This window comes from Chryseobacterium carnipullorum, assembly GCF_003815695.1.
Lineage (GTDB): Bacteria > Bacteroidota > Bacteroidia > Flavobacteriales > Weeksellaceae > Chryseobacterium > Chryseobacterium carnipullorum.
In genome coordinates this window covers 1,078,453-1,103,802 of the sequence record NZ_CP033920.1, presented here as the reverse complement: position 1 = coordinate 1,103,802, position 25,350 = coordinate 1,078,453, and the positions used below count along the sequence as shown (strand labels likewise).

General features: G+C 37.3%; 23 protein-coding genes. 8 read left to right on the top strand and 15 right to left on the bottom strand.

All coding sequences use genetic code 11. The features are described 5' to 3' along the window. Nucleotides 1–189 precede the first annotated feature (189 nt). Entirely contained in the window at nt 190–1,323 is a 1,134-nt protein-coding gene (locus tag EG346_RS05130) for a serine hydrolase domain-containing protein (protein WP_123877199.1), read from the bottom strand. A gap of 101 nt (nt 1,324–1,424) precedes the next feature. On the opposite strand from EG346_RS05130, the gene EG346_RS05125 reads away from it, so the two are divergent. Beyond that, a complete protein-coding gene (locus EG346_RS05125; protein ID WP_228426610.1) occupies nt 1,425–2,732 on the top strand; it encodes a M48 family metallopeptidase in 1,308 nt (435 codons plus the stop codon). Between the two features lie 52 nt (nt 2,733–2,784). Here the strand turns inward: EG346_RS05125 and EG346_RS05120 are convergent, their stop codons facing one another. From EG346_RS05120 to EG346_RS05100, 5 genes are all read right to left on the bottom strand, one after another. Beyond that, nucleotides 2,785–3,627, bottom strand: a complete 843-nt coding sequence (locus EG346_RS05120) for an IS3 family transposase (RefSeq protein ID WP_123877197.1) — start codon at nt 3,625–3,627, stop codon at nt 2,785–2,787. After that, nucleotides 3,615–4,142 (bottom strand): helix-turn-helix domain-containing protein, encoded by a 528-nt coding sequence (locus EG346_RS05115; protein WP_103234860.1) that lies wholly within the window; start codon nt 4,140–4,142, stop codon nt 3,615–3,617. The genes EG346_RS05120 and EG346_RS05115 overlap by 13 nt, the downstream gene beginning before the upstream one ends. A gap of 60 nt (nt 4,143–4,202) precedes the next feature. Next, nucleotides 4,203–5,735, bottom strand: a complete 1,533-nt coding sequence (locus tag EG346_RS05110) for a hypothetical protein (RefSeq protein WP_123877196.1) — start codon at nt 5,733–5,735, stop codon at nt 4,203–4,205. A 274-nt stretch (nt 5,736–6,009) separates the two neighbouring features. Beyond that, on the bottom strand, nt 6,010–7,551 hold the full coding sequence (locus EG346_RS05105) for a glycine--tRNA ligase (RefSeq protein ID WP_123877195.1): 1,542 nt from the start codon (nt 7,549–7,551) through the stop codon (nt 6,010–6,012). A gap of 215 nt (nt 7,552–7,766) precedes the next feature. After that, entirely contained in the window at nt 7,767–8,279 is a 513-nt protein-coding gene (locus tag EG346_RS05100) for a hypothetical protein (protein ID WP_073330655.1), read from the bottom strand. Between the two features lie 206 nt (nt 8,280–8,485). On the opposite strand from EG346_RS05100, the gene EG346_RS05095 reads away from it, so the two are divergent. Both EG346_RS05095 and EG346_RS05090 read left to right on the top strand, forming a co-directional pair. Further along, entirely contained in the window at nt 8,486–9,181 is a 696-nt protein-coding gene (locus EG346_RS05095) for a pseudouridine synthase (RefSeq protein ID WP_123877194.1), read from the top strand. A gap of 300 nt (nt 9,182–9,481) precedes the next feature. After that, nucleotides 9,482–10,519 carry a quinone-dependent dihydroorotate dehydrogenase gene (locus EG346_RS05090; RefSeq protein WP_123877193.1) on the top strand — a complete coding sequence of 346 codons (1,038 nt, stop codon included), beginning with the start codon at nt 9,482–9,484 and terminating at the stop codon, nt 10,517–10,519. A 114-nt stretch (nt 10,520–10,633) separates the two neighbouring features. Here EG346_RS05090 and EG346_RS05085 read toward each other — a convergent pair whose 3' ends face one another. From EG346_RS05085 to EG346_RS05075, 3 genes are all read right to left on the bottom strand, one after another. Beyond that, on the bottom strand, nt 10,634–10,903 hold the full coding sequence (locus tag EG346_RS05085) for a hypothetical protein (protein WP_073330645.1): 270 nt from the start codon (nt 10,901–10,903) through the stop codon (nt 10,634–10,636). A gap of 94 nt (nt 10,904–10,997) precedes the next feature. After that, nucleotides 10,998–11,885: a hypothetical protein gene (locus EG346_RS05080; RefSeq protein WP_123877192.1), complete on the bottom strand. Its 888-nt coding sequence runs from the start codon at nt 11,883–11,885 to the stop codon at nt 10,998–11,000. Nucleotides 11,886–11,904: 19 nt separating this feature from the next. Beyond that, nucleotides 11,905–13,149 carry a DUF445 domain-containing protein gene (locus EG346_RS05075; RefSeq protein ID WP_123877191.1) on the bottom strand — a complete coding sequence of 415 codons (1,245 nt, stop codon included), beginning with the start codon at nt 13,147–13,149 and terminating at the stop codon, nt 11,905–11,907. Nucleotides 13,150–13,375: 226 nt separating this feature from the next. Here EG346_RS05075 and msrB point away from each other — a divergent pair, with 226 nt between their 5' ends. The 3 genes from msrB (at nt 13,376) to EG346_RS05060 (ending at nt 15,123) form a co-directional block, all read left to right on the top strand. Further along, nucleotides 13,376–13,822 (top strand): peptide-methionine (R)-S-oxide reductase MsrB, encoded by a 447-nt coding sequence (msrB, locus tag EG346_RS05070; RefSeq protein WP_123877190.1) that lies wholly within the window; start codon nt 13,376–13,378, stop codon nt 13,820–13,822. Nucleotides 13,823–13,950: 128 nt separating this feature from the next. Next, nucleotides 13,951–14,706, top strand: coding sequence for a murein L,D-transpeptidase catalytic domain family protein (locus tag EG346_RS05065; RefSeq protein ID WP_123877189.1), 756 nt, complete (start codon nt 13,951–13,953; stop codon nt 14,704–14,706). Between the two features lie 36 nt (nt 14,707–14,742). Continuing rightward, nucleotides 14,743–15,123, top strand: coding sequence for a cupin domain-containing protein (locus tag EG346_RS05060; protein ID WP_228426606.1), 381 nt, complete (start codon nt 14,743–14,745; stop codon nt 15,121–15,123). Nucleotides 15,124–15,364: 241 nt separating this feature from the next. Here the strand turns inward: EG346_RS05060 and fabF are convergent, their stop codons facing one another. The 6 genes from fabF to EG346_RS05030 form a co-directional block, all read right to left on the bottom strand. Then, nucleotides 15,365–16,606, bottom strand: coding sequence for a beta-ketoacyl-ACP synthase II (gene fabF, locus EG346_RS05055; RefSeq protein ID WP_123877187.1), 1,242 nt, complete (start codon nt 16,604–16,606; stop codon nt 15,365–15,367). Nucleotides 16,607–16,608: 2 nt separating this feature from the next. Next, nucleotides 16,609–17,034 carry a PaaI family thioesterase gene (locus EG346_RS05050; RefSeq protein ID WP_123877186.1) on the bottom strand — a complete coding sequence of 142 codons (426 nt, stop codon included), beginning with the start codon at nt 17,032–17,034 and terminating at the stop codon, nt 16,609–16,611. A 10-nt stretch (nt 17,035–17,044) separates the two neighbouring features. Further along, nucleotides 17,045–18,313, bottom strand: a complete 1,269-nt coding sequence (locus EG346_RS05045) for an acetyl-CoA C-acetyltransferase (RefSeq protein WP_123877185.1) — start codon at nt 18,311–18,313, stop codon at nt 17,045–17,047. A gap of 10 nt (nt 18,314–18,323) precedes the next feature. Continuing rightward, nucleotides 18,324–18,929, bottom strand: coding sequence for a TetR/AcrR family transcriptional regulator (locus EG346_RS05040; RefSeq protein ID WP_123877184.1), 606 nt, complete (start codon nt 18,927–18,929; stop codon nt 18,324–18,326). A 523-nt stretch (nt 18,930–19,452) separates the two neighbouring features. Then, nucleotides 19,453–19,872, bottom strand: a complete 420-nt coding sequence (locus EG346_RS05035) for an OsmC family protein (RefSeq protein WP_073330617.1) — start codon at nt 19,870–19,872, stop codon at nt 19,453–19,455. A gap of 87 nt (nt 19,873–19,959) precedes the next feature. Then, nucleotides 19,960–20,826: a helix-turn-helix domain-containing protein gene (locus tag EG346_RS05030; RefSeq protein WP_073330614.1), complete on the bottom strand. Its 867-nt coding sequence runs from the start codon at nt 20,824–20,826 to the stop codon at nt 19,960–19,962. A gap of 255 nt (nt 20,827–21,081) precedes the next feature. Here EG346_RS05030 and EG346_RS05025 point away from each other — a divergent pair, with 255 nt between their 5' ends. Both EG346_RS05025 and EG346_RS05020 read left to right on the top strand, forming a co-directional pair. Further along, nucleotides 21,082–21,960, top strand: coding sequence for an AraC family transcriptional regulator (locus EG346_RS05025; RefSeq protein WP_073330611.1), 879 nt, complete (start codon nt 21,082–21,084; stop codon nt 21,958–21,960). Nucleotides 21,961–22,379: 419 nt separating this feature from the next. After that, nucleotides 22,380–25,340 (top strand): SusC/RagA family TonB-linked outer membrane protein, encoded by a 2,961-nt coding sequence (locus EG346_RS05020; RefSeq protein WP_123877183.1) that lies wholly within the window; start codon nt 22,380–22,382, stop codon nt 25,338–25,340. Nucleotides 25,341–25,350 lie beyond the last annotated feature (10 nt).

The following is a 25,350-nucleotide window of genomic DNA, read 5'->3' as shown; positions in this document are numbered from 1 at the left end:
TAGACATGTTTTAATGGTTAAAATATGCCCTTTTTATGGAGACCCTCAAAATTTATTAAATGTCGAATTTTTATAGTAGTTAAGGGTGCTTCAACAAAACAATTTTCAGCATGCGTACAGAGTTTGCGAACCATTTGCCGGATATACTGTAAAAAAGTTTTGGCAAAATCCTGTGATTTTTCCATATAATTACTGGAATAATTGAACGGATTCATTAACAAGGAATTTCACCTGATCCGGTCTTCCTCTGTCATTTTTAGGATTATTACTGTAGCTCCCTGTTCTTACAATCACCATATTATGCTCAGGAATCATAATGATATACTGTCCCTGCAATCCCAGGAAATAATAATGTTTAATAGGATTGTCATGATTGATCCAAAGGCCCATTCCATAGATTTCTTCAGATTTTTCAGTAGGCGTTCTCATCTGCTCAATAAATCCGGTATTCAGGATCTGTTGTTCTCCCACTTTTCCATCATCTAAAAACAGCTGTCCCAGTTTCGCGTAATCTCTCGCATTGGAGTGGATACAGCAATAGGTTTTCTCCATCCCGTGGTTGTCTGTGCTCCATGACGCATTCTGTTCCATTCCCATCGGAATCCAGAATTTTTCAGATAGATAGCTTGCTAATGTTTGGTTTAATGCTTTTTTTAGAGCAAATCCGAGCAGCTGTGTAGATCCGCTCTGATATTCATACCGCGTACCGGGCTCTTCTTTAAATCTTCTTGAGAATACAGCTTTTACAAGATTCCTTCCGTAATAGGCTTTTGCATTGGGAAGAAAAGGATTATTGTAATCTTCATCCCAGTCCAGCCCGCCTTCCATCTGGGCTAAATTTTTAAGCGTAACCTCATTCCCGAATTGTTTTTCTTTGAATTCAGGGTAGAAGTCGGAGAGTTTTTCATCAATAGTGTTAATGATCCCTTCTTCCAGAGCTTTCCCCAACAGCATTACGGTTACAGCTTTAGCCATGGAAAAAGAATTGGTTTGCGAAAGCTGATGATAGCCATCCCAATACTGTTCATGCAGAATTTTCCCATTTTTTATGACAACAAACGCTGCTGTTTTGGATTGTTTTAAGTCTTCAATCACATGTTCAGGCAGTTCCTTCTTATTGTAGTCGGGATCTTCCGTCCACAGTTCAGGCTCTTCGGTAGCGATGAGGTTTCCTGGGAAGAGCTTCCCGTCGTCGATATATGCGCTTGATTTTCCCTTGAGATACGTTTTGGAAATTCCGCTGAATAAATAATCGTATCCCAAAAGATAAACCGCAGCTACGCCCACCGCTGCTCCGCCTATTACATATTTTAATGCCTTCATATGATGATGAGTATCAGTCTCAAACAAATTTAAAATAATTTCGGTAAGAAAATAAGAATGGAAGGGTAAATAAACTATTTTTGCGATTATTGATGAAAAATATGACCAGAAAACTCATTGTATTTGTGTTTTTCATTTTTTCAGTGATGGGAAATGCCCAGACCTATAAAATGATTGACACTGCAGATTATTTGCAGAGAAAAGAATTTTTAAAAAATTTTGCCGGAAACAACGAAGGTTTTATTAAAAAAATAAGATCACAGTATTCCGGAAAGACAGGCTCAGAACTGTCCAAAATCTATAAGGAATTCGGAAACGATTTTGAAAAGCAGGTAAAAAATAAAGATTTTATTTTTAAATCCGAATTTGAAACTGAAATAGAAACCCTGATCCAGCGTCTTAGAAAAAACAATCCCAGGATTCCTCAGGACCTGAAAATTTTAGTGGCAAGAGATAATACGCCCAACGCCTACTGCCTTGCTGACGGGACTTTTGTGATCAATATGGGCTTATACAACTGGTTTAACAGTGAAGATCAGATTGCGGCTGTGATCACTCACGAATTGGGACATAAAATTGATGAACATTCCCTTAAAACCTTTTTAAGCATTATCGAACAGAATCAGCTGGATAAAATTGCCGTACAGAATCTGAAGGAAACTACGGCAAACCGCAGCCAGGCTCAAAATAAGAAAGCTTTCGACATCCTTAAAAACCGCGCTTATAAAAAAGGAGTGGAAAGAAGGCAGCAGGAAATGCAGGCCGATTCACTGGGCTATGTCCTCTTCAAGAATAGTGATTTCAACAAAAATGAATACGTGAATGCACTTCAGAGATTGCAGGATTTTGATACGATCTCGCCCCGCCAACTGAAGATAGAAACATATAAAAAGCTTTTTGACCTTCCCAAACAGGCTTTTAATGAAAAGTGGATGAAAAAGGAAGATTTTTCGCTGTATAATTATAATTTTTATAAAGAAAAGCTGGATAAAGATTCCCTTGCCTCACATCCCGAAATGTCCAGGAGAATTGAAAAACTGAAAAAAACATTTCCGGAACTTAAAACTTCGGTGGAGTCTGAAAAACCATCTGAGACGTTTACAAGCTTAAAGAAAATGGCCAGAATGGAGATTCTTCCCAATTATTTTCATTCCGAAGATTATGGACTGGGAATTTATGCATCAATGCAGTTTCTGCAGGATGGGGAAGAGGACAAGTATTATAAAGGCTGGCTTGGTAAATGCTTTACGAAAATATATGAAGCCCGTAAAAACTACAACCTGAACCGTTACCTTGACAGGATAGAACCTAAAAATCAAAGTGAAAGCTACCAGCAGTTCCTGAATTTTATGTGGAATCTGAGCCTGGATGACATCAAAAATATCGCAGACTTTTATCAGAGCAGCTAACAAATAAAAGAATCCTGATACATCTAGACTGCACCCCAAAGTTTAGACAAAATTAAACAATATTATTATATGAAAGAGTTCGGTACTGTACCGGACTCTTTCCTTTTAGATTAAGTCTTATCCTGTCGTTGTTGTAGTAATTAATATATTCCTTTATTTCCTTTTTGAGTTCATCAATTGTTTTAAATTTCTTAGTGTAGAACATTTCAGATTTTAAAGTCCCAAAGAAGTTTTCTATTACCGCATTATCCAGGCAGTTTCCTTTGCGGGACATACTTTGGATAATTCCTTTTTCTTTTAACAGATGCTGATAGGCTTTCATCTGATATTGCCAGCCTTGATCAGAGTGGATAATGAGGTTTTCAGTATTCTTGATTTTTCTAAACCCCTTTTTGAGCATATTTATGACCTGTGCAAAAACAGGTCTTTCCGAGAGATCGTAACTCACGATCTCGCCGTTGTACAGATCAATTATCGGTGAAAGGTATAATTTACTGCCCGAGACGTTAAATTCTGTCACATCAGTGGCCCATTTTCTGTTGGGCAGATCTGCCTTAAAGTTCCTCTCAAGAATATTTGGCGCTATCCTGCCTTGCTCTCCCCGGTAAGATCTGTATTTTTTAACCCTAATGATACTTTTCAATCCCAGGGTCTTCATTAATCTCAATACCGTTTTATGATTGATTATAATTCCTTGTTGTTTCATGACCAAAGTGATACGACGGTATCCCAACCGTCCTTTATGCCTATGATAAATCTGTTTTATCAAAGCTTTTATCTCTCCATATTTATCCTTTTTCTTAAGTACTTTCTGATGGTAATAGAAACTGCTTCTGGCCATACCTGTACAATCCAGAAGGACCGACAGATCATATTTTCGCCTTAATCCTTCGATGGCCTCTGTTTGTTCTTTTTGAGAGTTAAGGCGTCTAACTTTTTTAGAAAATCAATTTCGGCCCGCAGCCTTTCGTTTTCCAATAAAAGTTCTTCTTCTCGGGTTAATGGCTTATCGGACTTTCTTTTCTTACGTTTGTAATCGCTCATAATGCGGGGTCTTCCTTTGGGGGTATTCTTTAACCCTAAAATACCACTTTTTTCATAATCCCTTTGCCAACTCAACACAGTAGACTGCGCTGCGATATCGAATAGGATACATGCTTCCCTTTGTGAGAGATGTTCTGTTTCGATGGCTTTCAAAACTTTAATCTTGAAATTCAACGAGTAGCTCCTGTTTTTTCTTGGTTGTAGTCCCAAGGTTCCGTACTTGTTATAAAAACCGATCCACTTGCGCAGATTGCTTTCATTAAATCCTTTCTCTGTTGCTATAGATTCAATCGAACGATGAGAATTTTTGTGAAGTTTAATACATTCTAATTTGAAAGCAACGCTAAATTTTTCTTTTCTATACATAAAAAATGCCCCTAAAAAGTGTCTAACTTTTTGGGGGCAGTCCAATCATCAGGATTCTTCTTAATAGTTCAGTTTTTCTAAACGGATTTTATTGAATTTTTCTTTTTCGTTGTACTCACGGAGAAGAATATACCCTTCTTTTCCAACGTATGGCGTTACGGCATAATTATCTTTTTCAGAGATAGGAATGATTTCCTGTTTGAATTTACCGTCAATAACTGTATTGATGAAAAGATTCCATTTTTTCTGCCTGGTCACTTCATCTTTCTGATAGTCGCGGTATAAGAAAACAACATCTTTTCCATCGTTGAGGTATTGAGAGAAAAGATAATCACTGTTGACCCATTTTGTTTTTTCTTTCTCGAAAACCTTAATATTTTTGATCTTGAAATCTTTATCTGTATACACATACACAAGGTCAGTGGTTTTTGGAGCATTGTACTGACCGGCTGGTTTATACTTTTCAGAAAGAATTCCCACACTTCCGTCATTCATGAAGTACATATCTTTGGTCTGAAGCATATAACCGCTTTCTACCATACCATTGGCATTGATCTTTGGCAGAAAGGAGGCGAAATCCGGTTTGAAATTAATTTCTTTGGTATCTACTGTAAAGTCAGATTTGTTCACCATCATTCTAGCATAGCCTACAAAATCATACTTGGCAAAATTTCGTCCCAGCAGAACAATTTTATCATCAAATGTTTTATCATTGTCAATGCTGCTGTCATAGCCTGAAGAAAAACTGTCGATGAGGTCAATAGTTGTATCAGAAAGCCCTGTGATTGGCTTATTGGCGACTTCTTTTCCGGTCTTCATATCAATCACGACCAGGCTGAAAGATTTTTTATCGTCATCTGCCTTTTTCATGATGCAGTACATGTATTTCTCATCTTTTTCCAGAACAGAAAGGGTGGAGAAAACTTTTTTGGAACCGTCAGTATTGTATTTATAGCGCCAAAGCTCCTTTTTTTGATCATCAAATTTAATGAGACTGTTGTTGTTCACATATTTTCCGTAGTCTTTATATTCCACAGCAAAATAGCCCCCTTCCTTTACTTCTCCTACAGCCGAAACATAGTTGTACCCCTTTTCCTTTTTTTCTTCGCGGTTTTCTTTACGCTGTGCTTTCCAGTTTTTAGGCTCGTTGATCTCCTTGAAGGTTCCGTCCTCAAGATAATCGTAATATACTTTTCTTTTGATGGTATTGGTTTTCGGATCAATCACCATAGACACCGGCGTAAAGATTTCTCTTGTTTTGACCAGAGAATAATCCATCATCGAAGGTCTTAAGATGATCTGCCCCTTAAAGTCAACATACCCACGGTAAGAAGCTGCTGTAATATCTCCTTCAAACTCTTTGTTGGCAACAGGGTTAAGGTTCTTATCCAGGATAACATATTCGAATTTTTTGGTCTTGTCGCCTGTTTTTCCGTAAGAATAAAGAGAGACATAGCCGTAAAGGTTGTCTTTATCGTCAAACAGGGCATTCATTCCCACATGGTCGCCGGCGGCAAGTGCTGTAAGGTCTTGCGTCTGGGAATAAGATAAAGTTTGGAACAATCCGAAGAGCAGAAAATATATTTTTTTCATCATTATTAATTTTGCCAAAAATAGTAAATTAAGGAATACGTACGAAAAGTTTCGTTTTCTTTATTAATATTCTAAATAAAACGGAGAACTTGAAAATTTTACTGATGAAGCAAGTAGATAATGCTGAGTTTTTCTAAATATGAAAAGCTTTATAGGTCTCGAAGAATGATAAGATTATAATCAATCGTCTTTTCCGCAGAATCATCGAGCGTTTAGTTTTGCTATTTAGGCTAATAAACAGCAATAAAAAAGCCCCATGATCTGGGGCTTTAATCTATAGTTTAGAAAGTAGATTTCTGAAGTTTGTTTTTTCGTCGATGATTCTTCTTAAGTCAGAAACAGGAACTCTTTCCTGCTGCATCGTATCTCTGTCTCTTATCGTTACCGTATGATCCGTTAGAGAATCGTGGTCGATGGTGATACAGTAAGGAGTACCGATGGCATCCTGTCTTCTGTAACGTTTTCCGATCGCATCTTTTTCCTCGTAGAATAAGTTGAAGTCATATTTCAGATCATTGAAGATGTTTTCAGCATACTCAGCAAGACCATCTTTTTTCATTAACGGAAGTATAGCAGCTTTTACTGGAGCCAATGCTGGTGGTAAAGATAAAACGGTTCTTTCGGAACCATCTTCCAGGACTTCATCTTTAAGACAGTGTGAGAAGATCGAAAGGAACAATCTGTCTAAGCCTACAGATGTTTCCACTACATACGGAACATAGTTTTCATTTCTTTCAGGATCGAAAAACTGAAGTTTTCTACCTGAATGCTTTTCATGAGCTTTTAAATCGAAATCCGTTCTCGAGTGAATTCCTTCCAGCTCTTTGAAACCGAATGGGAAGTTAAATTCAATATCAGCCGCTGCATTCGCGTAGTGCGCCAATTTCTCATGATCATGGAATCTGTAGTTGTCATTCCCTAAACCTAAAGCCAGGTGCCAGTTCAGACGTTTTGTTTTCCACTGTTCGTAGAATTCAAGTTCAGTTCCCGGAGCTACAAAAAACTGCATTTCCATTTGCTCAAATTCACGCATTCTGAAAATAAACTGTCTTGCAACAATTTCATTTCGGAATGCCTTACCGATCTGTGCGATACCGAAAGGAAGTCTATGACGTGATGTCTTCTGTACATTCAGGAAATTAACGAAGATACCCTGAGCTGTTTCCGGTCTCAAATAAAGATCCATCGCGCTGTCTGCTGAAGCTCCAAGTTTAGTTCCGAACATCAGGTTGAATTGTCTTACCTCCGTCCAGTTCTTAGAACCCGTATCAGGATCAGCAATTTCTAATTCTTCAATTAATGCTTTTACATCAGCAAGATCTTCATTTTCCAGAGATTTTGCCAATCTTGAAAGAATAGCTTCTCTTTTCGCACGGTATTCCAGAATTTTTGGATTCGTTGCTACAAACTGAGCCTTGTCAAAAGAATCACCGAATCTTTTCGCTGCCTTTTCAATTTCTTTATTTTCTTTCTCTTCAATTTTCAAACAGTAATCTTCCACTAAAACATCTGCTCTGAAACGTTTCTTAGAATCTTTATTGTCAATCAATGGATCGTTGAAAGCGTCTACGTGGCCTGATGCCTTCCATGTGGTAGGGTGCATAAGGATCGCGGAATCAATACCCACAATATTTTCGTTCAGCTGTACCATCGCTTTCCACCAATACTGTTTGATATTGTTTTTTAATTCGGCACCATTCTGTCCATAATCATAAACAGCGGATAAACCGTCATAGATCTCACTGGAAGGGAAAATAAAACCATATTCTTTAGCGTGAGAAATCACTTTCTTGAAAACATCTTCTTGCTTTGCCATAATTTTTTTACGTCTGATGTGCAAAAATATGAATTTGGATTCCAAATTCATGAAATTCAATAAAAAAAGAGTGTATTAACAGAAAAATAGGGGTTCATCCAAAAAATATTACTCAAAGTTCAACTTGTTGATTCCTTTTAGCCACCTTAAAATTTAAGTTTAAATGATAGATGTTACGTTAAATACTTTCGCTGATTGAACAGATTCCCGGGATTTTAGAAACTATAAGTAAGACCAATGCTGTTTCCGCTAAGGTCAAGTTGGTACGAAGTTGTTTTGGTTTCGTCTGTACCGCCAGCTTGGTTTTGTGTATTGATGGCCTTCTTCATATTTTTTCCTGAACTTATAGCAAAAGGAATTCCGATTCCTATAGCTCCCAGACCGATTCCTACCAATCCCCAGCCACCTTTATCTTTTTTCTTGTAAGCAACCCCATTTTGATAGGTTGTTTTCGTTCGGAATATCTCTCTACCCAGTCCGAAACCTACAAAACTTCCGCCTATAGCTCCAAAAATTTGTGCTACCGTACCGTTGGTATTCGCTTTTTTCATATAGCCTAAAGCTTCAGGATTGGTGAATACCTTTTTGTATTCCGAGAACTTGAATTTCTGATCTCCTTTGATGAAAAATTCACGGTTATTCTTCCCAAGTTTAAGAGAATCTGAAACCTGTGCAGCGGTCGAAATAAAGAAAAATGCCATGAATAAAGCCGAAAATAATAATTTCATAAGATAATTTTTCCGCGAAAATAGATAAATAAAACAGATAACCGCAAAACATTGTACTATTTCAGGAGCCGGGAACCTGCTTTCTCTACTCGCTATTTTATTGTATTAGGCGCGGCGGCTCCGCCGCCGCGCCTAATACAATAAAATGAGCTCAAACATGCCGTTCAATCAGGGCTAAATCATCCGAAAATTTCTACTTTTGTCCCATGTTAGAAATTCTTTATCGTGACGAGCACCTTATTGCCATCAACAAGCCCAGCGGATTACTGGTCCATAAATCTTTTTATGCAGGAGAAGCAGATACTTATGCTATTCAGGAATTAAGAAACCAAATTGGGCAAAAAGTGTTTCCTGTACATCGGTTAGACCGGAAAACTTCGGGTGTTTTGTTATTTACTTTAGATAAAGAAACCTTGAGAATCCTGAGTGATCAGTTTGCATCACGAGAAGTCGAAAAGAAATACATAGCTATTCTACGAGGCTGGACGAAAGAAGAAGAAACCATCGATTATGATTTGATTAATGAAAATGAAGTCAGACAAAATGCTGTTACTTATTATCGTCGTTTGCAGACTTCGGAAATAGATTTACCTTTTTTAAAACATCAGACTTCGAGATATTGTTTAGTGGAAGCCATTCCTGAAACAGGAAGATTTCATCAGTTGAGAAAACATTTCAAACATATTCTGCATCCTATTTTAGGGTGCAGAAAACACGGCTGTAATAAGCAAAATAAGTTGTGGCTTCAAACATTTGGCATCAACAAAATGACGCTCCACGCACATCAATTGATTTTTAATCATCCTATTTCTAACGAAAGAATTACGGTTAATGCTACTATAGATGATGAATTTAAAAGAGTAGGAGCTATTTTGAATTTTGACTTGAGTTCCTATTTGTAATAATTTCACGCAAAGATTTCTATGATGTTGCGTTTATTTTAGGAAAGCAAACGAAAGAATCAATTTTTAATTGATTCGATGAAGCTTGTGGATAAAGCTTTCGCTTATTCAGTGGCGTAGCCACGCCTCTTTGATCACCTTGAAGCTAGGAGATATAGTATGAAACTTTGCGTGAAAAACACTCACAGATTAGCAGTTTGTGTTATTCGTGAAAAATATTAGTGCAATTTGTGTTTAAAACTATCTTACATCAAGATTTCATTTATTTTAAAATGAGTATTTTTGTAAAACTTTTTTTCAATGTACAAAAGTATCATCAGACCTATTCTTTTCAAATTTGATCCCGAAGATGTTCATCACTTTACTTTTTCGGTGCTAAAGAATTTTGGATTTCTTACTCAATTATTTTTCCCTAAGCCTATTGAAGATAAACGTCTGGAAAGAGAAGTTTTCGGATTGAAATTTAAAAATCCTGTAGGATTGGCTGCCGGTTTTGATAAAAATGCAGTCTTGTTCAACGAGTTGGGGGATCTTGGTTTCGGATTTGTAGAAATCGGAACCGTAACTCCAAAAGCTCAGGCTGGAAATCCCAGGAAAAGATTGTTCCGTCTCATTGAAGATGGAGGAATCATCAACAGGATGGGTTTCAATAATGATGGTCTTCAGGCTGCCATAGAAAAACTCAAAGGAAATAAAGGAAAAATAATCATCGGTGGCAACATCGGGAAAAATACCGATACAAGCCCGGAAAACTATACCCAGGATTATCTGGATTGTTTTGAAGGTCTTCATCCTCATGTAGATTACTTTGTACTGAATGTAAGCTGCCCGAATGTAGGGAGCCACGCCAAATTGGAAGATGTAGAGTATCTGCGTGAGCTGATTACAGAAGTAAAAAAAATTAACCAGTCAAAATCTGTACAGAAACCCATATTACTGAAAATTGCTCCGGATCTTAACAACGCTCAGTTGGATGAAATTGTTGAACTGATTGCAGAAACGAAAATAGATGGAGTGATTGTTTCCAATACCTCTGTGAACCGGGAAGGTCTTAAAACCTCTCCTGAATTTTTACAACAGATAGGAAATGGCGGGTTGAGTGGAAGACCAATCCGTGAAAGAAGTACAAAAATGATCAAATACCTTTCTGATAAAAGCAACAAAGCTTTCCCGATCATCGGAGTGGGGGGAATCCATAGTGCAAAAGATGCTATTGAGAAACTGGATGCAGGAGCAACTCTGGTACAGCTTTATACCGGATTTATCTATGAAGGCCCGGAACTGATCAATGAGATCAATAAGGAATTATTAACGAGAGCCGGAAGATTGCCTAGATAAAGATTCTCAGTTTATTTATCATCTTACAAAATAATAACGATAAAGGGATATTAAAAAAAACGCTGTAATTTTTTAAAACTACAGCGTTTTTTTAAGTGTCAATTCATTTTGAAATTATACACCAGTTGATCCTGCACATACACCTCCGATACATGCGCCTTCTATTGTAGAAGGTCCTCCCTGATTACCAATAGCTCCGGGTCCAAATCTTCTAGAGCAGTAACTCTTTGAATTACAAGGACAACCGATAGGTACAATTTCTGTTGCATTTTGACATTCATTGCTAGGGTCATAGTTGACAAAATCAATTAATCCTCCTGTAATGTTTTTTAAATCCTTTCTTGATAAAGGGATACCTCCTTTTAATCTTAATGTTTTTTTCATATTCTTAAAATTTTTACCAATATAGTAAAAGACAAATATAAATAATATTTAAATATCAATACTTGGTGAACTTTTATTTTCGAAAAAACTTTAATTATTTGGACTTCAAAATCGTTGCATTTTTAATATCAACTGTAAAGATATAAGCGGGGAAAGAGGCTGTTTTACTAACTCTAAATTGTAGTGTTTTTCGGTCTTTAGATTTCGACTCTACCGTGTTGTAAATGTTTTCAAGACAACTTTCAGTGAGAAATTCTTCGTAATTTTTATAATTCCAGTCTTTGGTAAAATATAAAATTCTATAGCCTTTCTCGCCTTCACTGGCACCGCATCTTCCACAGGCATTAAAGTTGGAAGAATGTTCAAAATATAATAAAATGCGATTCCCGTTTTCTCCTGAAGCGTAAGAAATCAATTGGTTTCCTCCATGTTTGTTGATGAAATCAAAAGTATTGATCTTCTTGTTATTGGGTAAGGTAAGATAATTATTAAAACGGTAAATCATGTCATTGCCGGTAAACAGATGGGCAGATTGCACTTTTTTATTTAAGTAGAAATTTCCTTCAATAGAATTTCCTTTGAGATTCCCCGGTTCAAAAATAATATATTCTTTGGGTGTCAATTTTTCTGCAATTTCAGCAGTTTTTTCCACCTGCTGTGGCGAAGTAATCCGATCTTTCAACAGTTTAGCGTTTTGTTTCTGTTGATTTCCAAAATGATATAAAGTTAATTTTCCGTAATCATAAATACCGGTCAGAGGTATTTTCTTCTGGTATTTATCGTAATAATACCAACCGTCTACAAAGTACTGATACAAGCTACAGTCTGCAATTCCTGAATAACAGAGTTGCATGGTGACAGGCATTCCCGCAATTTCACCTTTAAAAATCTGAGAAGAATCTGTTACTGTTTTTAATTCTACTTTCTGGCAGCAACAGAGCATAAACAGGGGAAGAAATAATGTGATGAATAGTTTTTTCATGGTTGGTGGTGAATAGTTTTTAGAGAAAGAAAGTGGCAATGGTGTAGATAATTAACCCTACCAGTCCTCCTACGAGTGTTCCGTTCACCCGGATAAACTGAAGATCTTTTCCTACTTCCAGTTCCATTTTTTCGCTCAGCTCTTTGCCCTGCCAGTTTCCAACGGTAGAGCTGATGAGGTTTCCAAACTGATGGGTATTTTTGAGAATGTACTTATAAGCGGTCACTCTTACCCAGTGATCGATCTTATTCTGAAGATTTTCGTCTGTTTTTAGATTTTGGGAAAATTCATTCAGATTTTTCGTGAGATAACCTTTTAAAGCAGAATGGTCATCCTGAAGTTCTTTCATCAATGTTTTCTTGATAGAAATCCAGATGTCACTTGAATATTCGTCCAGTTTATCATTTTTAAGAAGGCCGTTTTTGATGGTTTTAAATTCATCATCCCATTTCGGATCTTCTTTCAGATCGGTCGAAAATTCATAAATCTTCTGGGTAATAAGATTTCGGATTTCATGTTGCGGATCTTCCTCGATCTCTTTAAAAAAGTCGGACAGTCCGCTGGCAATTTTAGTGGCAATCTTATTGTCAACGAAAGACGGGATAAAAGAATAACTGCCTTTTTCGACCCGCTCTTTGATCATATCATCATTTTCGATGATATAGTCTTTGATCTGTTTGGAAAGATTGGTAACAATTCTCTGATGATCATTCTTTTCCAAAATATAATTGATGCCGTTTCCTACCACTTTATTAAGCTTGATGTCATCTGTCATTTCAGACACTTTTTTGCTGATAAACTGGCTTACAGAAGTATCATCAAGTTTATTAAGAATGTCCAGAACAATGTCTGACAGGTTTCTGATAAGAATTTCCTGACTCTTTTCCTTGGAGAGCCATTCTCCAACGAAGTTTGAAATTTTAATCTTTTGAATGTAGGGACGTATGTTCTGCGGAGAAAGAAAATTACTGACCACAAAACTGCCAAGATTGTCTCCCAGCCTTTGTTTGCTGTTTTCAATCAGGTTGGTGTGGGGAATTGGAAGTCCAAGCGGATGCCGGAATAAGGCCGTCACCGCAAACCAGTCTGCCAAAGCTCCAACCATGGCTGCCTCGGAAAACGCACGTACGTAGCCTACCCAGTGGGAATGGTTAGATTTCTGAAGTAGGGTTGTGGCTATAAAGATGATAGCCATCAGAACAAATAATCCGGTGGCAAATGCTTTATATTTTCTCAGTTGTTTTCTTTTTGCTTCATCATTCATATTCTCAAATTTAGTAAATTTGGTTGTGAAGTCTGATATTTAATATCCAACCACAAAACTCATAAAAGTCTTAAATTCTTAAACTATTGAAAATTAATATTTTACTATAAAAAAGTTCAAAGTAGTAAGCTTTTTAAACTAAGCGTTTTAAAGTTTCAAAAAGCTTTTATGACTTTTGTGGTTTAATTTTTTAAGCTTAATCTCAAAAATATTTAAAATTCATCCTATGGAAGATAAAGAAGCAAAAAACAATCCATACTACTCCAGAACCGACACGACAAAACTTGATATTTCCAATGAGGAGTGGAAAAAAATTCTGGCGCCCGACTTATATGCTATATCCAGAGAAGCTGCTACGGAAAGAGCGTTTACAGGAAAGTATAACGAATTCGATGAAATCGGAGACTATTATTGTGCGGTTTGTGGCAATCATTTATTCCGTTCCACTTCAAAATTCTCCAGCAGTTGCGGATGGCCAAGTTTTTTTGAAGCCGATAAAGAAGGAGTCTATTACAAAAGAGATACTGCCTACGGAATGGAAAGGGTGGAAGTGCTCTGCAAAAGATGCGATTCTCATCTGGGACATGTTTTTGATGACGGTCCAAAGCCAACAGGATTGCGATATTGTATGAATTCTGTGAGCCTGGAATTTGTTGCAGATTCGGAAAAATAAACCTCTTTAATTCACGTAATCAAGACGTTAAAGTTTCTTAAATAGCGTTAAACTTTGTAGAGTTATAACTGTCTGACAGTTATGTTTTTATAATTTTGCCTCACTAATTTGGAATTTAATATTATTGAATGAGAGGAATTTATAGTGTATTAGGCCTGGTGTATATGGTCACGACTTCATTCTATCTTTCGCCGGGTAAGGCAGTAAAGACTGGGAATGTAAATACAGCAAAAATTGAAAAAGTAGCTGACACGAAATCTGAGAAGACTGCCGCTAAAGCATCTTCATCAGAAGAATTGTACAAATCAATTCCATTTGATCCTGAGCATGAATTAAATTATGAGGTTTTCTCAAAAGCATTAACAGGATTTGAAAATTTAAAAGAAGCAGGATTGCTGAATCAGGACTCGCATTTATTGACTATCTGCGATTTTTCTATGTCTTCGAACACCAAAAGACTTTGGGTGATTGATACGAATGAGAAAAAGGTACTGTTCAATTCACTGGTAGCACACGGAAAAAATACAGGCGAAGAATTTGCTGCGAATTTTTCTAATACGGAAAGTTCGCTGCAGAGCAGTCTGGGATTTTATATCACGGATGCCACTTACCAGGGAGACAACGGATATTCTTTGAAATTGTTAGGAATGGACAAAGGTTTTAATGATGCAGCGTACAGAAGAGCGATCGTGATGCACGGAGCCGATTATGTAAGCGATGAATTTGCATCAGTGCATAAAAGAATCGGAAGAAGCTGGGGATGTCCCGCTGTCCCGAGAGCATTGACACAACCCATCATTAATACCATAAAAGGACGAAACTGCCTTTTCATTTATTATCCCGATCAGAAGTATCTCTCCTCCTCTGAATGGTTAAGATCTTAGTTTTGATTCAGCATTGTATAAAAAGATAGTATCAGTTTGAAAAGTACGAGTGCGTTTATTTCTGCCATAAGATTGTTCAGTCATCCTGATGGGACAAGTGCCTTCGAAACGGGGAAAATCCCAACTTTGAAGCCTATGAACACAACCACTTTTTGGGCTAGTACGGTCACTGAAGAATGGGAGAAAAAGAAGCATGCTGCACCTCGAAGACAATATGTGGTGACATTAAAAGGAAGTATCCTGTTTAAGGTAAGTGATGGCTCTACATTTCAAATTGAACCGGGAATTATTCTTTTAGCGGAGGATGTTGAAGGAGAGGGACATTCCTGGGAAATTGTAAATGGTCAGGAATGGGAAAGATTATATATTCCGATTGCAGACGGTGCAGATGATTTTTTTATACAAGATTCAGAATAGAGAATTACTATTTTAAAGAACTTAAAAAGCTTCTTACTGAGAGGCTACAATATGAAAGCAGTCATTTTTTGGCTGCTTTTTTATTTGCTTTAACCAAAAAAGCTCGAATCATCATTCCGAAAGATTTTACAGAATAAAAAGAGCGTGACCGGCTGCCGGATTAACGCACAACGTGCAAGAGGAAAAACAAAAGATCCCTGCGCCAGAGAGCACAGGGATTGAATTATTGAATCATTAAAGATTATTTAAACTTCTTGAAAACTAAAGTAGCATTATGTCCTCCGAATCCAAAGGCATTACTTAATGCGAAATTGATCTCCTTTTCTTTGGCTTCTCCAAAAATGATATTCACATCTTTAGGGATGTTTTCATCGATATTATGCAGATTGATCGTTGGAGGAATAATTCCTTTTTCTATAGCTTTGATCGAAAGGATGGCTTCTGCAGCTCCGGCAGCCCCCAATAAATGTCCTGTCATAGATTTTGTAGCACTGATATCAAGGTTCTTGCTTCCTCTGAATATTGAACTGATGGCTTTTAATTCTACCAGATCTCCAAGTGGAGTAGAGGTGGCGTGAGGATTTAGATAATCAATATCTTCCATATTGGCTCCTGCTTCTTTCATTGCCAGCTGCATGGCTTTAATGGCACTCACTCCGTCCGGATGAGGTGCTGTCATATGATAGGCATCAGCAGTCATTGCAGCGCCACCAAGTTCAGCATAAATTTTTGCACCTCTTGCTTTGGCATGCTCATACTCTTCAAGGATCAGAGCACCGGCACCTTCACCCATTACAAAACCATCTCTGTCTGCATCATAAGGACGGCTTGCAGTTGCAAAATCATCATTTCTCGTAGACATTGCTTTCATAATGGAGAAACCACCCACAGAAGCCGGAGTGATTGCTGCTTCAGAACCACCGCTGATAATGACTTTTGCTTTTCCAAGGCGGATATAATTGAAGGCATCCATCAATGCTGTATTTCCTGTTGCACACGCTGAAATAGTAGTATAATTGATTCCCTGAAGCCCAAACTTCATGGAAATCATTCCTGAAGCCATATTGGCGATAAATTTAGGGACAAAGAATGGATTGAATTTGGGAGTTCCGTCACCATGTGAAAAATTCATCACCTCAGTTTCGAAGGTGAGCATTCCTCCCTGACCAGTACCCCAGATTACGCCGGTATCAAACGGGTCCATTTTTTCCAGCTCCAGTCCAGAATCCTGAATAGCTTCAGTAGAAGCATACATTGCATATTGTGAAAACAGATCGCTTCTTTTTATTTCGTTGTGGGTCAGATAAACTTTCGGATCAAAGTTTTTCACTTCACAGGCGAAGTGCACTTTAAATTTTTCTGAATCAAAATGGGTAATTAAACCTGCTCCGCTGACACCGTTAATGCTATTTTGCCAAAAATCTTCGACATTGTTCCCCAAAGGCGTCACCGCGCCCAGTCCTGTAATGACAACTCTTTTCATATCTAGTTATTAATTTTGAATAGATTAGAGGTTCCTCTGGCAATCAGTCTTGTTTTGTCTGCGTTCCATATTTCGCATTGCGCATTGACAAACTGCCGCCCTCTTTTTATAATTTTCGTTTCGGCTACAATATTATCATTTTCTTTTGCAGTTGAAAAATAATCGATCACATTATTGATGGTTGTTATGAAAGAATTTTCGTTCAGTGAGAACATGGTGGCTCCTATGATATCGTCAACGATGGCTGCTGTTACCCCGCCATGAAGATTTCCAATAGGATTCAACCATTCCGGTCTTACGGTATATTGAAACTCCAGATGTCCTGCTTCTACAGAAAGAACAATCGGATTGAGCCATTTCATGAAAGGGGATGGTGACTGGTCAAATTCCTTTCCGATGAATTGCTGTAGTTGTGCTAATCTGTCCATATTTTCTGTTTTATTTTTCTAAAATCATCGTTACTCCTTGTCCACGGGCGGCACAAATAGAAATGAACCCTTTTCCGCTTCCTTTTTCATGGAGCAGTTTCGCCAGCGTGCCAATAATTCTACCGCCTGTTGCGGCAAACGGGTGGGCTACTGCGAGACTTCCGCCTTTTACATTCAGCTTATCTCTGTCGATTTTTCCCAGTGCTTTTTCCAAACCGATTTTTTTCGCCAGATCATCATTTTCCCAGATTTTGATGGTGGCAAGAACCTGGGCGGCAAATGCTTCATGAATTTCATAATAATCAAAATCTTCAAGGCTCATTCCTGCTTTTCTGAGCATTCTGTCTGCGGCGAAAACGGGGGCGAGAAGCAGGTTATGTTTATTTTCCACATATTCAATTCCCGCTACTTCTGAAAAGGTGACATACGCCAGAATAGGAAGTCCGTTGGCTTTGGCCCATTCTTCACTTCCCATCAAAACTGCTGAAGCACCATCGGTAAAAGGGGTAGAATTTCCAGCGGTCAAAGTTCCGTTCTCTTTATCAAAAGCCGGTTTTAGCTGCGAAAGCTTTTCAATACTGGTATCGCGGCGAAGATTATTGTCTTTATCCAAACCGAATGCAGGAATGATCATATCATCAAAAAAACCTTCGTCATAAGCTTTGGCCATATTCTGATGACTTTTTAGCGCCAGTTGATCCTGCTCTTCACGCGATATCTGATAGTATTTTGCCGTGATTTCCGTATGTCCGCCCATGACCAGACCCGTTTTCGGTTCCTGTCCTTTATAAGGAATAGGCATCCAGTCTTTCAGTTGTGGAGTCAGCAACTGTTTTAGTTTTCCCAATACTGATTTTTCCTTATTGGCTTTTAACAGGGCTTTTCTTAATCTTGGCGCAGACTCAAAAGGGATATTGCTCATGGCTTCCACGCCACAGGCAATACCACTTTCAATTTGTCCCAAGGCAATTTTATTTCCAATATAGACTGCAGCTTCAATTCCAGTATCACAGGCTTGTTGAAGATCACAGGCAGGCGTAGCAGGATCCAGTGTCGTATTCATCACAGATTCCCTGATGAGGTTGCTTTCAGAGATATGTTTAATTACCGCGCCACCGGCTACTTCACCAAGAAGTTTTCCCTGTAGATGGTATTTGTTGATCAGTCCGTTCAGTGCAGCTTCCAAAAGTTCCTGATTATCCAGGTCTGCATAGGCTGTATTGATTCTTGCGAAAGGAATTCTGCTGTATCCTATAATAGCCACTTTTTTTGTTTCCATAGTGAAAAATTTATGAGGGAAGTATTTTTAATTCTTTATCGATCATGAATACGATTCTGTCCAAAGCCATATGTAAATATTTTTCCTCTTCTGTTGTTTTGGACAGTAATATTCCGCCTTCAATCATCATAATAAACAGAGATCCGTACTCATCAGCATTGATCGTTGGATGTATTTCTCCGTTTTGCTGACCGTCTGCAATTACATCTGCTATTTTTTTTATCCAAATTTCAAACGATCGGGTGACCTGTTTTTTCAGGCTGGGAAAAGTATCATCGGCTTCAGTGGCAGCATTCATCAGAGGACACCCGCCATTTTCAAATACCGCTTTCCAGTTTTTACGGTAAAAATTAACAAAAGCGTTAAGTTTATCAATCGTAGAAGGAAATTCTTCCCCTAGAGAGCGGGCCATATTTTTGGCTAGAAGGTTTGAGTTGTATTTATATACTTCAAGAGCGACTTCATCTTTATTTTCGAAATTTCCGTAGATACTTCCTTTGGTTAGACCGGTTGCTTCTGTGATATCAGACAAAGACGTAGACAAATAGCCCTTCGTGTTAAATATAGAAGCCGTTTTTTCAATAATGAACTGTTTGGTCTTTTCTGCTTTTGACATTTAAGTATTTAATTTCAATACAAATATACAAAAATATACCGATTGGTATATTTTATTTTGAAATCATTGCTTGCCTTCATCATGATGTGTGTCTAATCTATCAACACAAAAGTCACAAAAGCATATTGAAGCACTTTAGTTATTTTAAGGTAAATGCAGTAGGCAGAAGTCCACCTAAGTTCTTATGAAAATCTCTGATTTTCTGCTGATTTGGTCTTCCTTCTTTCAGGATGGTAAAAGTTTTAGAACTAAAGTTTTTAATAATTAAAAATTTTATGGATTGTGGTTAATCTATACATTTAATGTTTTTAGAATCTTTAATTTTCTTTATTTCGCTGGGGAAATCTGCTTGATGTGCGGAATATAAAATTTAAAACCATTAAGAATTTTTAAGCACAGAAGAAGAATTAAGAATCCGCGGGCGGTTATAAGGTGCGCTGCCTCAAAATATCATTTGATATTTTCTTAACTTTCCTTCATTCCTTAAAAAGCCTTAATGGTTTCGAAAAAATGAGTTTGAATATTATTGAGCTAGAGTAGCATTCAAAGTAATCTCAAAATTGAAAGCTGCACTTACCGGGCAACCTTCTTCAGCTATTTTAGCATATTTTTGAAAATCTTCTTCTGAAAGTCCCGGAACTTTTGCCGTTAAAGTCAGTTCAGATTTTGTGATCTTTCCAAGGCTTGGATCAAGAGTAATCACAGAAGTTGTTTTTAGCTCTTCAGGTGTAAAACCTGCCTGAGAAAGTTCTGCACTTAGCTTCATGGTAAAACATCCTGCGTGGGCTGCGGCAAGCAATTCTTCAGGGTTCGTTCCCACCCCGTCAGCAAAACGGCTGTTGAAAGAATACTGAGTTTCGTTTAAAGTTGTACTTTGGGTCGTTAGATGTCCGTTACCTTCTTTGATGTTACCGTTCCAAACGGCTGTTGCGTTACGTTTCATAATGTTTGCTTTTTGTTGTTTTAATATATTGATTTTGATAATACAAAGATAGGGTGGATGTAAGCCTGATTCAATAGATAAAAAGACTTAAATGTTGTACTTTTTTCCCGATGAGTAGTTTTTCTTAAAATTTGATGGTGTGTTTCCTGTTTTGTTGGTGAAAAGCCGGTTGAAATAGGCAGGATCTTCATAGCCAAGATCGTAGGCAATTTCTTTAACGGGTTTATCGGTGTAGAAAAGAAGCCTTTTCGCTTCCAGTAAAATTCTGTTGATAATCAACTGATTCGGGGAGTCTATATTTAGGTTTTTAAATTTATGCGTTAATGTTTTCGGAGCGATATGGAGAAGCTCTGCATAATCTGCCACATTGTGCTTCTCTCTGAAATGAATTTCCAGATACCTGCTGAAGTCCCTGAAAACATCCAGCTCGCTGCCGGGAATTTTGATGGTGTCATTATTAAGATGCTGCTTTTTCCAGTTTCTGGTAGCCCGGATGATGATCTGTTTTACATAGGTTCTGATCATTTCCTCAGCAGAAGAATCTTTCCATTCTAGTTCATTTTTTATATGTTGAAATAAATTTTTAATGTCAGAACTTTCTGTATCATTAAGCTCTACAAAAGGAATTTCAAATACATTGTGAAAAAGAAGTCCGTCGCATGCTACTTCTTTATCATGAATCTGAATACAGTAGAAATCACGGTTATAATAGAGCAGTGTAGCTTTCTCTTTTCCTATTTCTATCTTCAGGTGCTGGCTGGTAAGAAAGAACAGGGAGGGTTTTGAGATTTTATAATGATTAAAATCTACGGTAAGTGCATAGCCTTCCGGAATGAAAAGAATTTTAATGTCATATCTGAATTGATTTCCGTTGATGATCCCCAAATTGTCTTCGGAGAATATTTCAAGGCCAAGTTTTTTATAGTGATCTTCAAAAATAAGCTGCTTCTGCATACAATTACTTTAGTCTAAAGATACAAAAAAGAAGGTTTTACGAGTATTAATAAATGAAACCTGTTTTTATACGCATTATTTTAGAGGATTCATAAGGTTTCTATTATCCATTATAGGGGCGATGTTGAATTTTTGTTTCAATTTTTTAATTAAAAACAGAGAAAAAATAAAAATTATATATTAGTTGATTAGTTTTTTATCAATTTTGTAAAAAGTACTGTATTGAATGATAACTTTAACTTCTTCAAAGATTAAATGAGCAAGCTAGAAAATATTTTGAGAGAAATCACCCCGTTATCTCCTGAGGACAGTTTTCTTGTATTTGACAGGATAAAAGCATCCTTTGATTTCCCTTATCATTATCATCCGGAGATCGAGATCAATTTTATCATCAAAGGAAAGGGATACCGGCGTATGATCGGTGACCATACAGGAGAGATAGGCGACATCGAACTGGTACTGGTAGGTCCCAATTTACCACACTGCTGGGCCAACCACAAGTGCAAAAACCGCAAGACCCATGAGATCACAGTACAGTTCAATCAGGATTTTTTTAATCAGTCTATGATGGATAAAAATATTCTGAAACCGATCAGCAACCTCATGAAAGACTCAATTCGGGGAATTTTATTTTCGCAGGAAACCGCTGAAAAAGTGAAAGAATCCTTTCTCAATTTATCAAAAATGAACAGCTTTGAATCTTTTATCGAGATCATGAAAATTCTCAATGAATTGGCCATTGCAGAAGATAAAACCGTATTGTCATCCTATAGTATAGAACTTGAAACCTTCGCTGATAATGACAGGATGAAGATTGTTCATGACTTTGTCCATAAGAATTTTGAAAATAAAATAACACTCCATGATGCTGCTTCGCTGATCAATATGAGCAGTGTCACCTTCAACAGATTTATAAAAAAAAGAACCGGTAAAACTTTTGTGAATTATCTGAATGAAATCAGAATCAGCTATGCTGCACGGTGGTTAATGGAGAAAAATCTGACCGTTTTTGAGACCGCTTTTGAGGCTGGATTTAATAATATAGCCAATTTCAATAAAGTTTTTAAATCTATTAAAAAAACAACTCCTACTGAATTTAAAGAACTTTTTAAGGGGGTGAAAAAAATTGAGTAACCTATTTTAAATTAACGAAATACATTGTATATACCCAAGATCCGGATACCTCTATCCGGATCTTTTTTTGATGGGGGACAGATGCTTTTTAGTCAAAAAGTGTTAAAAAAACAGCAGGTAGATCATGCAAAAAACAAAAGTTTGAAATGGATGTACTATGCTGCAAATCAGAGGGTAAATCAGGTATCTAAAAAAGACCTGAAAAAATAATATCGTTTTATGATAAAATAGCATTATATCAGGCTGTGAACAAAATTTAGATTTGCTAATATGAATTAAATCTTAACAAAACTTTAATTATTTAATGCATATGGAACATAATGTTGAAGAAAGAAGAAGATTCATCTTATTTTATATGGTAAATAATATTTAAAGTGATGGAATTGATTCTTAAATAAATCTTAATAAAACTAAACCTTATGAGAAAAACTGTTATACCGGTTTTATTAGTTTTTTCTTTGTCTGCTTACGCACAGGAAACTAAAAAGGCAGATACTGCTAATACAACCAAAATCGAAGAGGTGGTTGTAACCTCTTTAGGAATAAAAAGGCAGGCCCGTTCTTTAACGTATTCAAGCCAGCAGATCGGTGGAGACGAACTTACAGCAGTGAAAACTCCCAATTTTTTAAATTCTATCAGTGGAAAAGTTTCCAACGTACAGATCAATAGAACTAACGGGGTGGGAAGTTCGGTGAGGGTTTTAATGAGAGGGAATAAATCAGCCAACAGCAGTCAGCCGCTATATGTAATAGACGGTATACCTATTATAAACGGGGTTGGCAAAGCTCCCGAGGCCAGCCAGTATTCTACAATGCCTGATGCAGGAGACGTTTTAAGCTCCATCAATCCAGATGATATTGAAAGCATGAACTTCTTAAAAGGGGCTTCTGCTTCTGCTCTTTATGGCTCTATGGGAGGTAATGGGGTTATACTGATTACAACTAAAAAAGGAAAATTAGGGAAAAGCTCTATCACTTACAATACCAGTCTGACGGTAGATCAGGCATATAGTCTTCCCAAGCTGCAACATAGCTATCTTTCTTATGATCCTGCAGTGTCTGGCCAAACGCCGGGTATTTCCAATGAAAGCTGGGGGGCAAAAGGCGCTTCTAAGGATCATCTGAAAGATTTCCTGCAAAATGGAACGACATGGGTTAATAGCCTTTCTTTCCAGTCAGGAACAGAAAAATCAACAAATTATTTCTCTATAGGAAATACTACAAATAAAGGGATTGTACCTTCTTCTTATTTTGATCAATACAATGTTTCTTTTAGAAATTCCAGCAAATATCTGAATGATAAGTTAACGTTGGATGCTAATTTTATTGGCTCGTTACAGAACAGTGTCAACAGACAGACTCCTGGCGTTTCTTTTTCGCCTTTAGTCAGTTTATATTGGTTGCCAAGAGGAGTAGATTTTGATCAGTATAATAATAGTAACTATTCTTATATCGACAAAACGAGATTGTTACCTGCTCAAAACTGGTGGGCGATAGGACCAGATGGAAAATTCAACGGAAATCCTGCAACGCAAAACCCTTATTGGATATTAAACAGAAATAAAGTTACGGTTAATAACAAAAATACGTATAGCGCTTTATCTCTTGCCTATCAGATTAATCCTTGGTTATCTGCAAGGGTAAGAGGGAATTATAGCTGGAATGTGACGGATAGCCAAAGAGGAGTCTCAGCCTATTCAGATCCAAATCTTATAACGAGTAGCGGAATTAATGGAAGGCTTCTTCAAAACAAATATGAAAACTCTTCTACTTATGGGGATGTCTTATTGGTAGGAAGTCCGAAACTGAGCGAAGATATTTCACTGGATTTTACAGTTGGTGGAAGTATCAATACCTCAAGAAATACAATTACAGAAATTGATAATGCCTACTTGTCAGCTCCGAATTTATTTACAGTCAGTAACCTTCAATGGAATGTAGACAGGAGCGTAGGAGATGGGTTCCATCATATAAATTACAGTACTAAAAAACAAATACAGTCTGTTTTTGCAAGTGCATCTTTGGGGTATAAAAATATGTTTTATGTAGATATGACCTTTAGAAATGATTGGGATTCTACATTGGCTTTTACAGGAACTAATGGATACGATTATGAATCTGTAGGGGTTAATGCTGTATTATCCTCCATCTTTAAACTGCCTGAAACTATTAATTTTTGGAAAATCAGAGGATCTTATGCTACCGTAGGATTGGGACTACCCGCCAATTTGACAACTGCAACAACTCCATATAATACTGCTTACGGATATATTGTGGATGCTGGTCAAATTTTATATCCTAAATATTCACTCGTGACAGATCCTGCTTTTAGTGAATTGTTTGTAAAACCGGAGCTCAATAAGACTTTTGAAGTGGGGACTGAATTAAGATTGTTTAAAAACCGATTGAATTTTGATATTACCTATTACAATTCAAAAGCTACCAACCAGCTTCTGCCAGTTACGATCTCCTCTAATTTAGGAGGTTTGCCATCCGGTTCCTATTATGTAAACGCTGGAAAAATACAAAATACAGGTTTTGAATCTTCTCTGTCCTATAAAATATTTGATTCAGGAAAATTCGGCTGGACGGCTAATTTGAATGGGTCTACCAACAAAAACAAAATTGTGGAATTATTTCCAGACAGGTTAAAAGTTCCGGAAAATCTACCTCTTGCACTTACTGGTGGAGGTGCTTATACGAAACTTAAAGTGGGCGGATCTTTCGGCGATATCTATGGGATCAAATTCCTGAGAGATGACCAGGGGAGAATTCTGGTTGATGCTGATGGAAAACCTTTGGCAGAGAAAAACATCGGCTATTTAGGGAATCCGAATCCTAAATTTATGTTAGGGTTGGGCAACACGTTTAATATTGGAAAATTGGGGATTTCTTTTCTTGTTGATGGGAAATTTGGGGGTAAAGTGCTGTCTCTTACAGAAAAAGCAAATGATATGCTTGGGGTAAGCCAGACGAGTGCGTCAGCCAGAGATGCAGGCGGAGTAGCTATCCCGAATGCTGTATATGCACCGGGAACTCCGAATGCAGGAGCAGCATATACCGGACTAACCGATGCTAAAGTTTATTATAAAGCTGTAGGAGCGAACCAGGAAGGAGCAGGAATTGATGAAGCTTATATATACAGTGCAACCACTGTAAGACTGCGCCAGGCATCTATAGCCTATACTTTTGATATTAACTCCAGCTACCTGAGAAACACAACTGTAAGTATAGTGGGAACAAATCTGTTTTTCTTTTATAAAAAAGCACCGTTTGATCCTGAGCAGGTTTCAGGAAACACACCTGGTGGTGTAGGAGTGGATTCTTTTGGGATACCAATTACCAGATCTATCGGATTATCATTAAAAGCTAACTTCTAAATATACCATA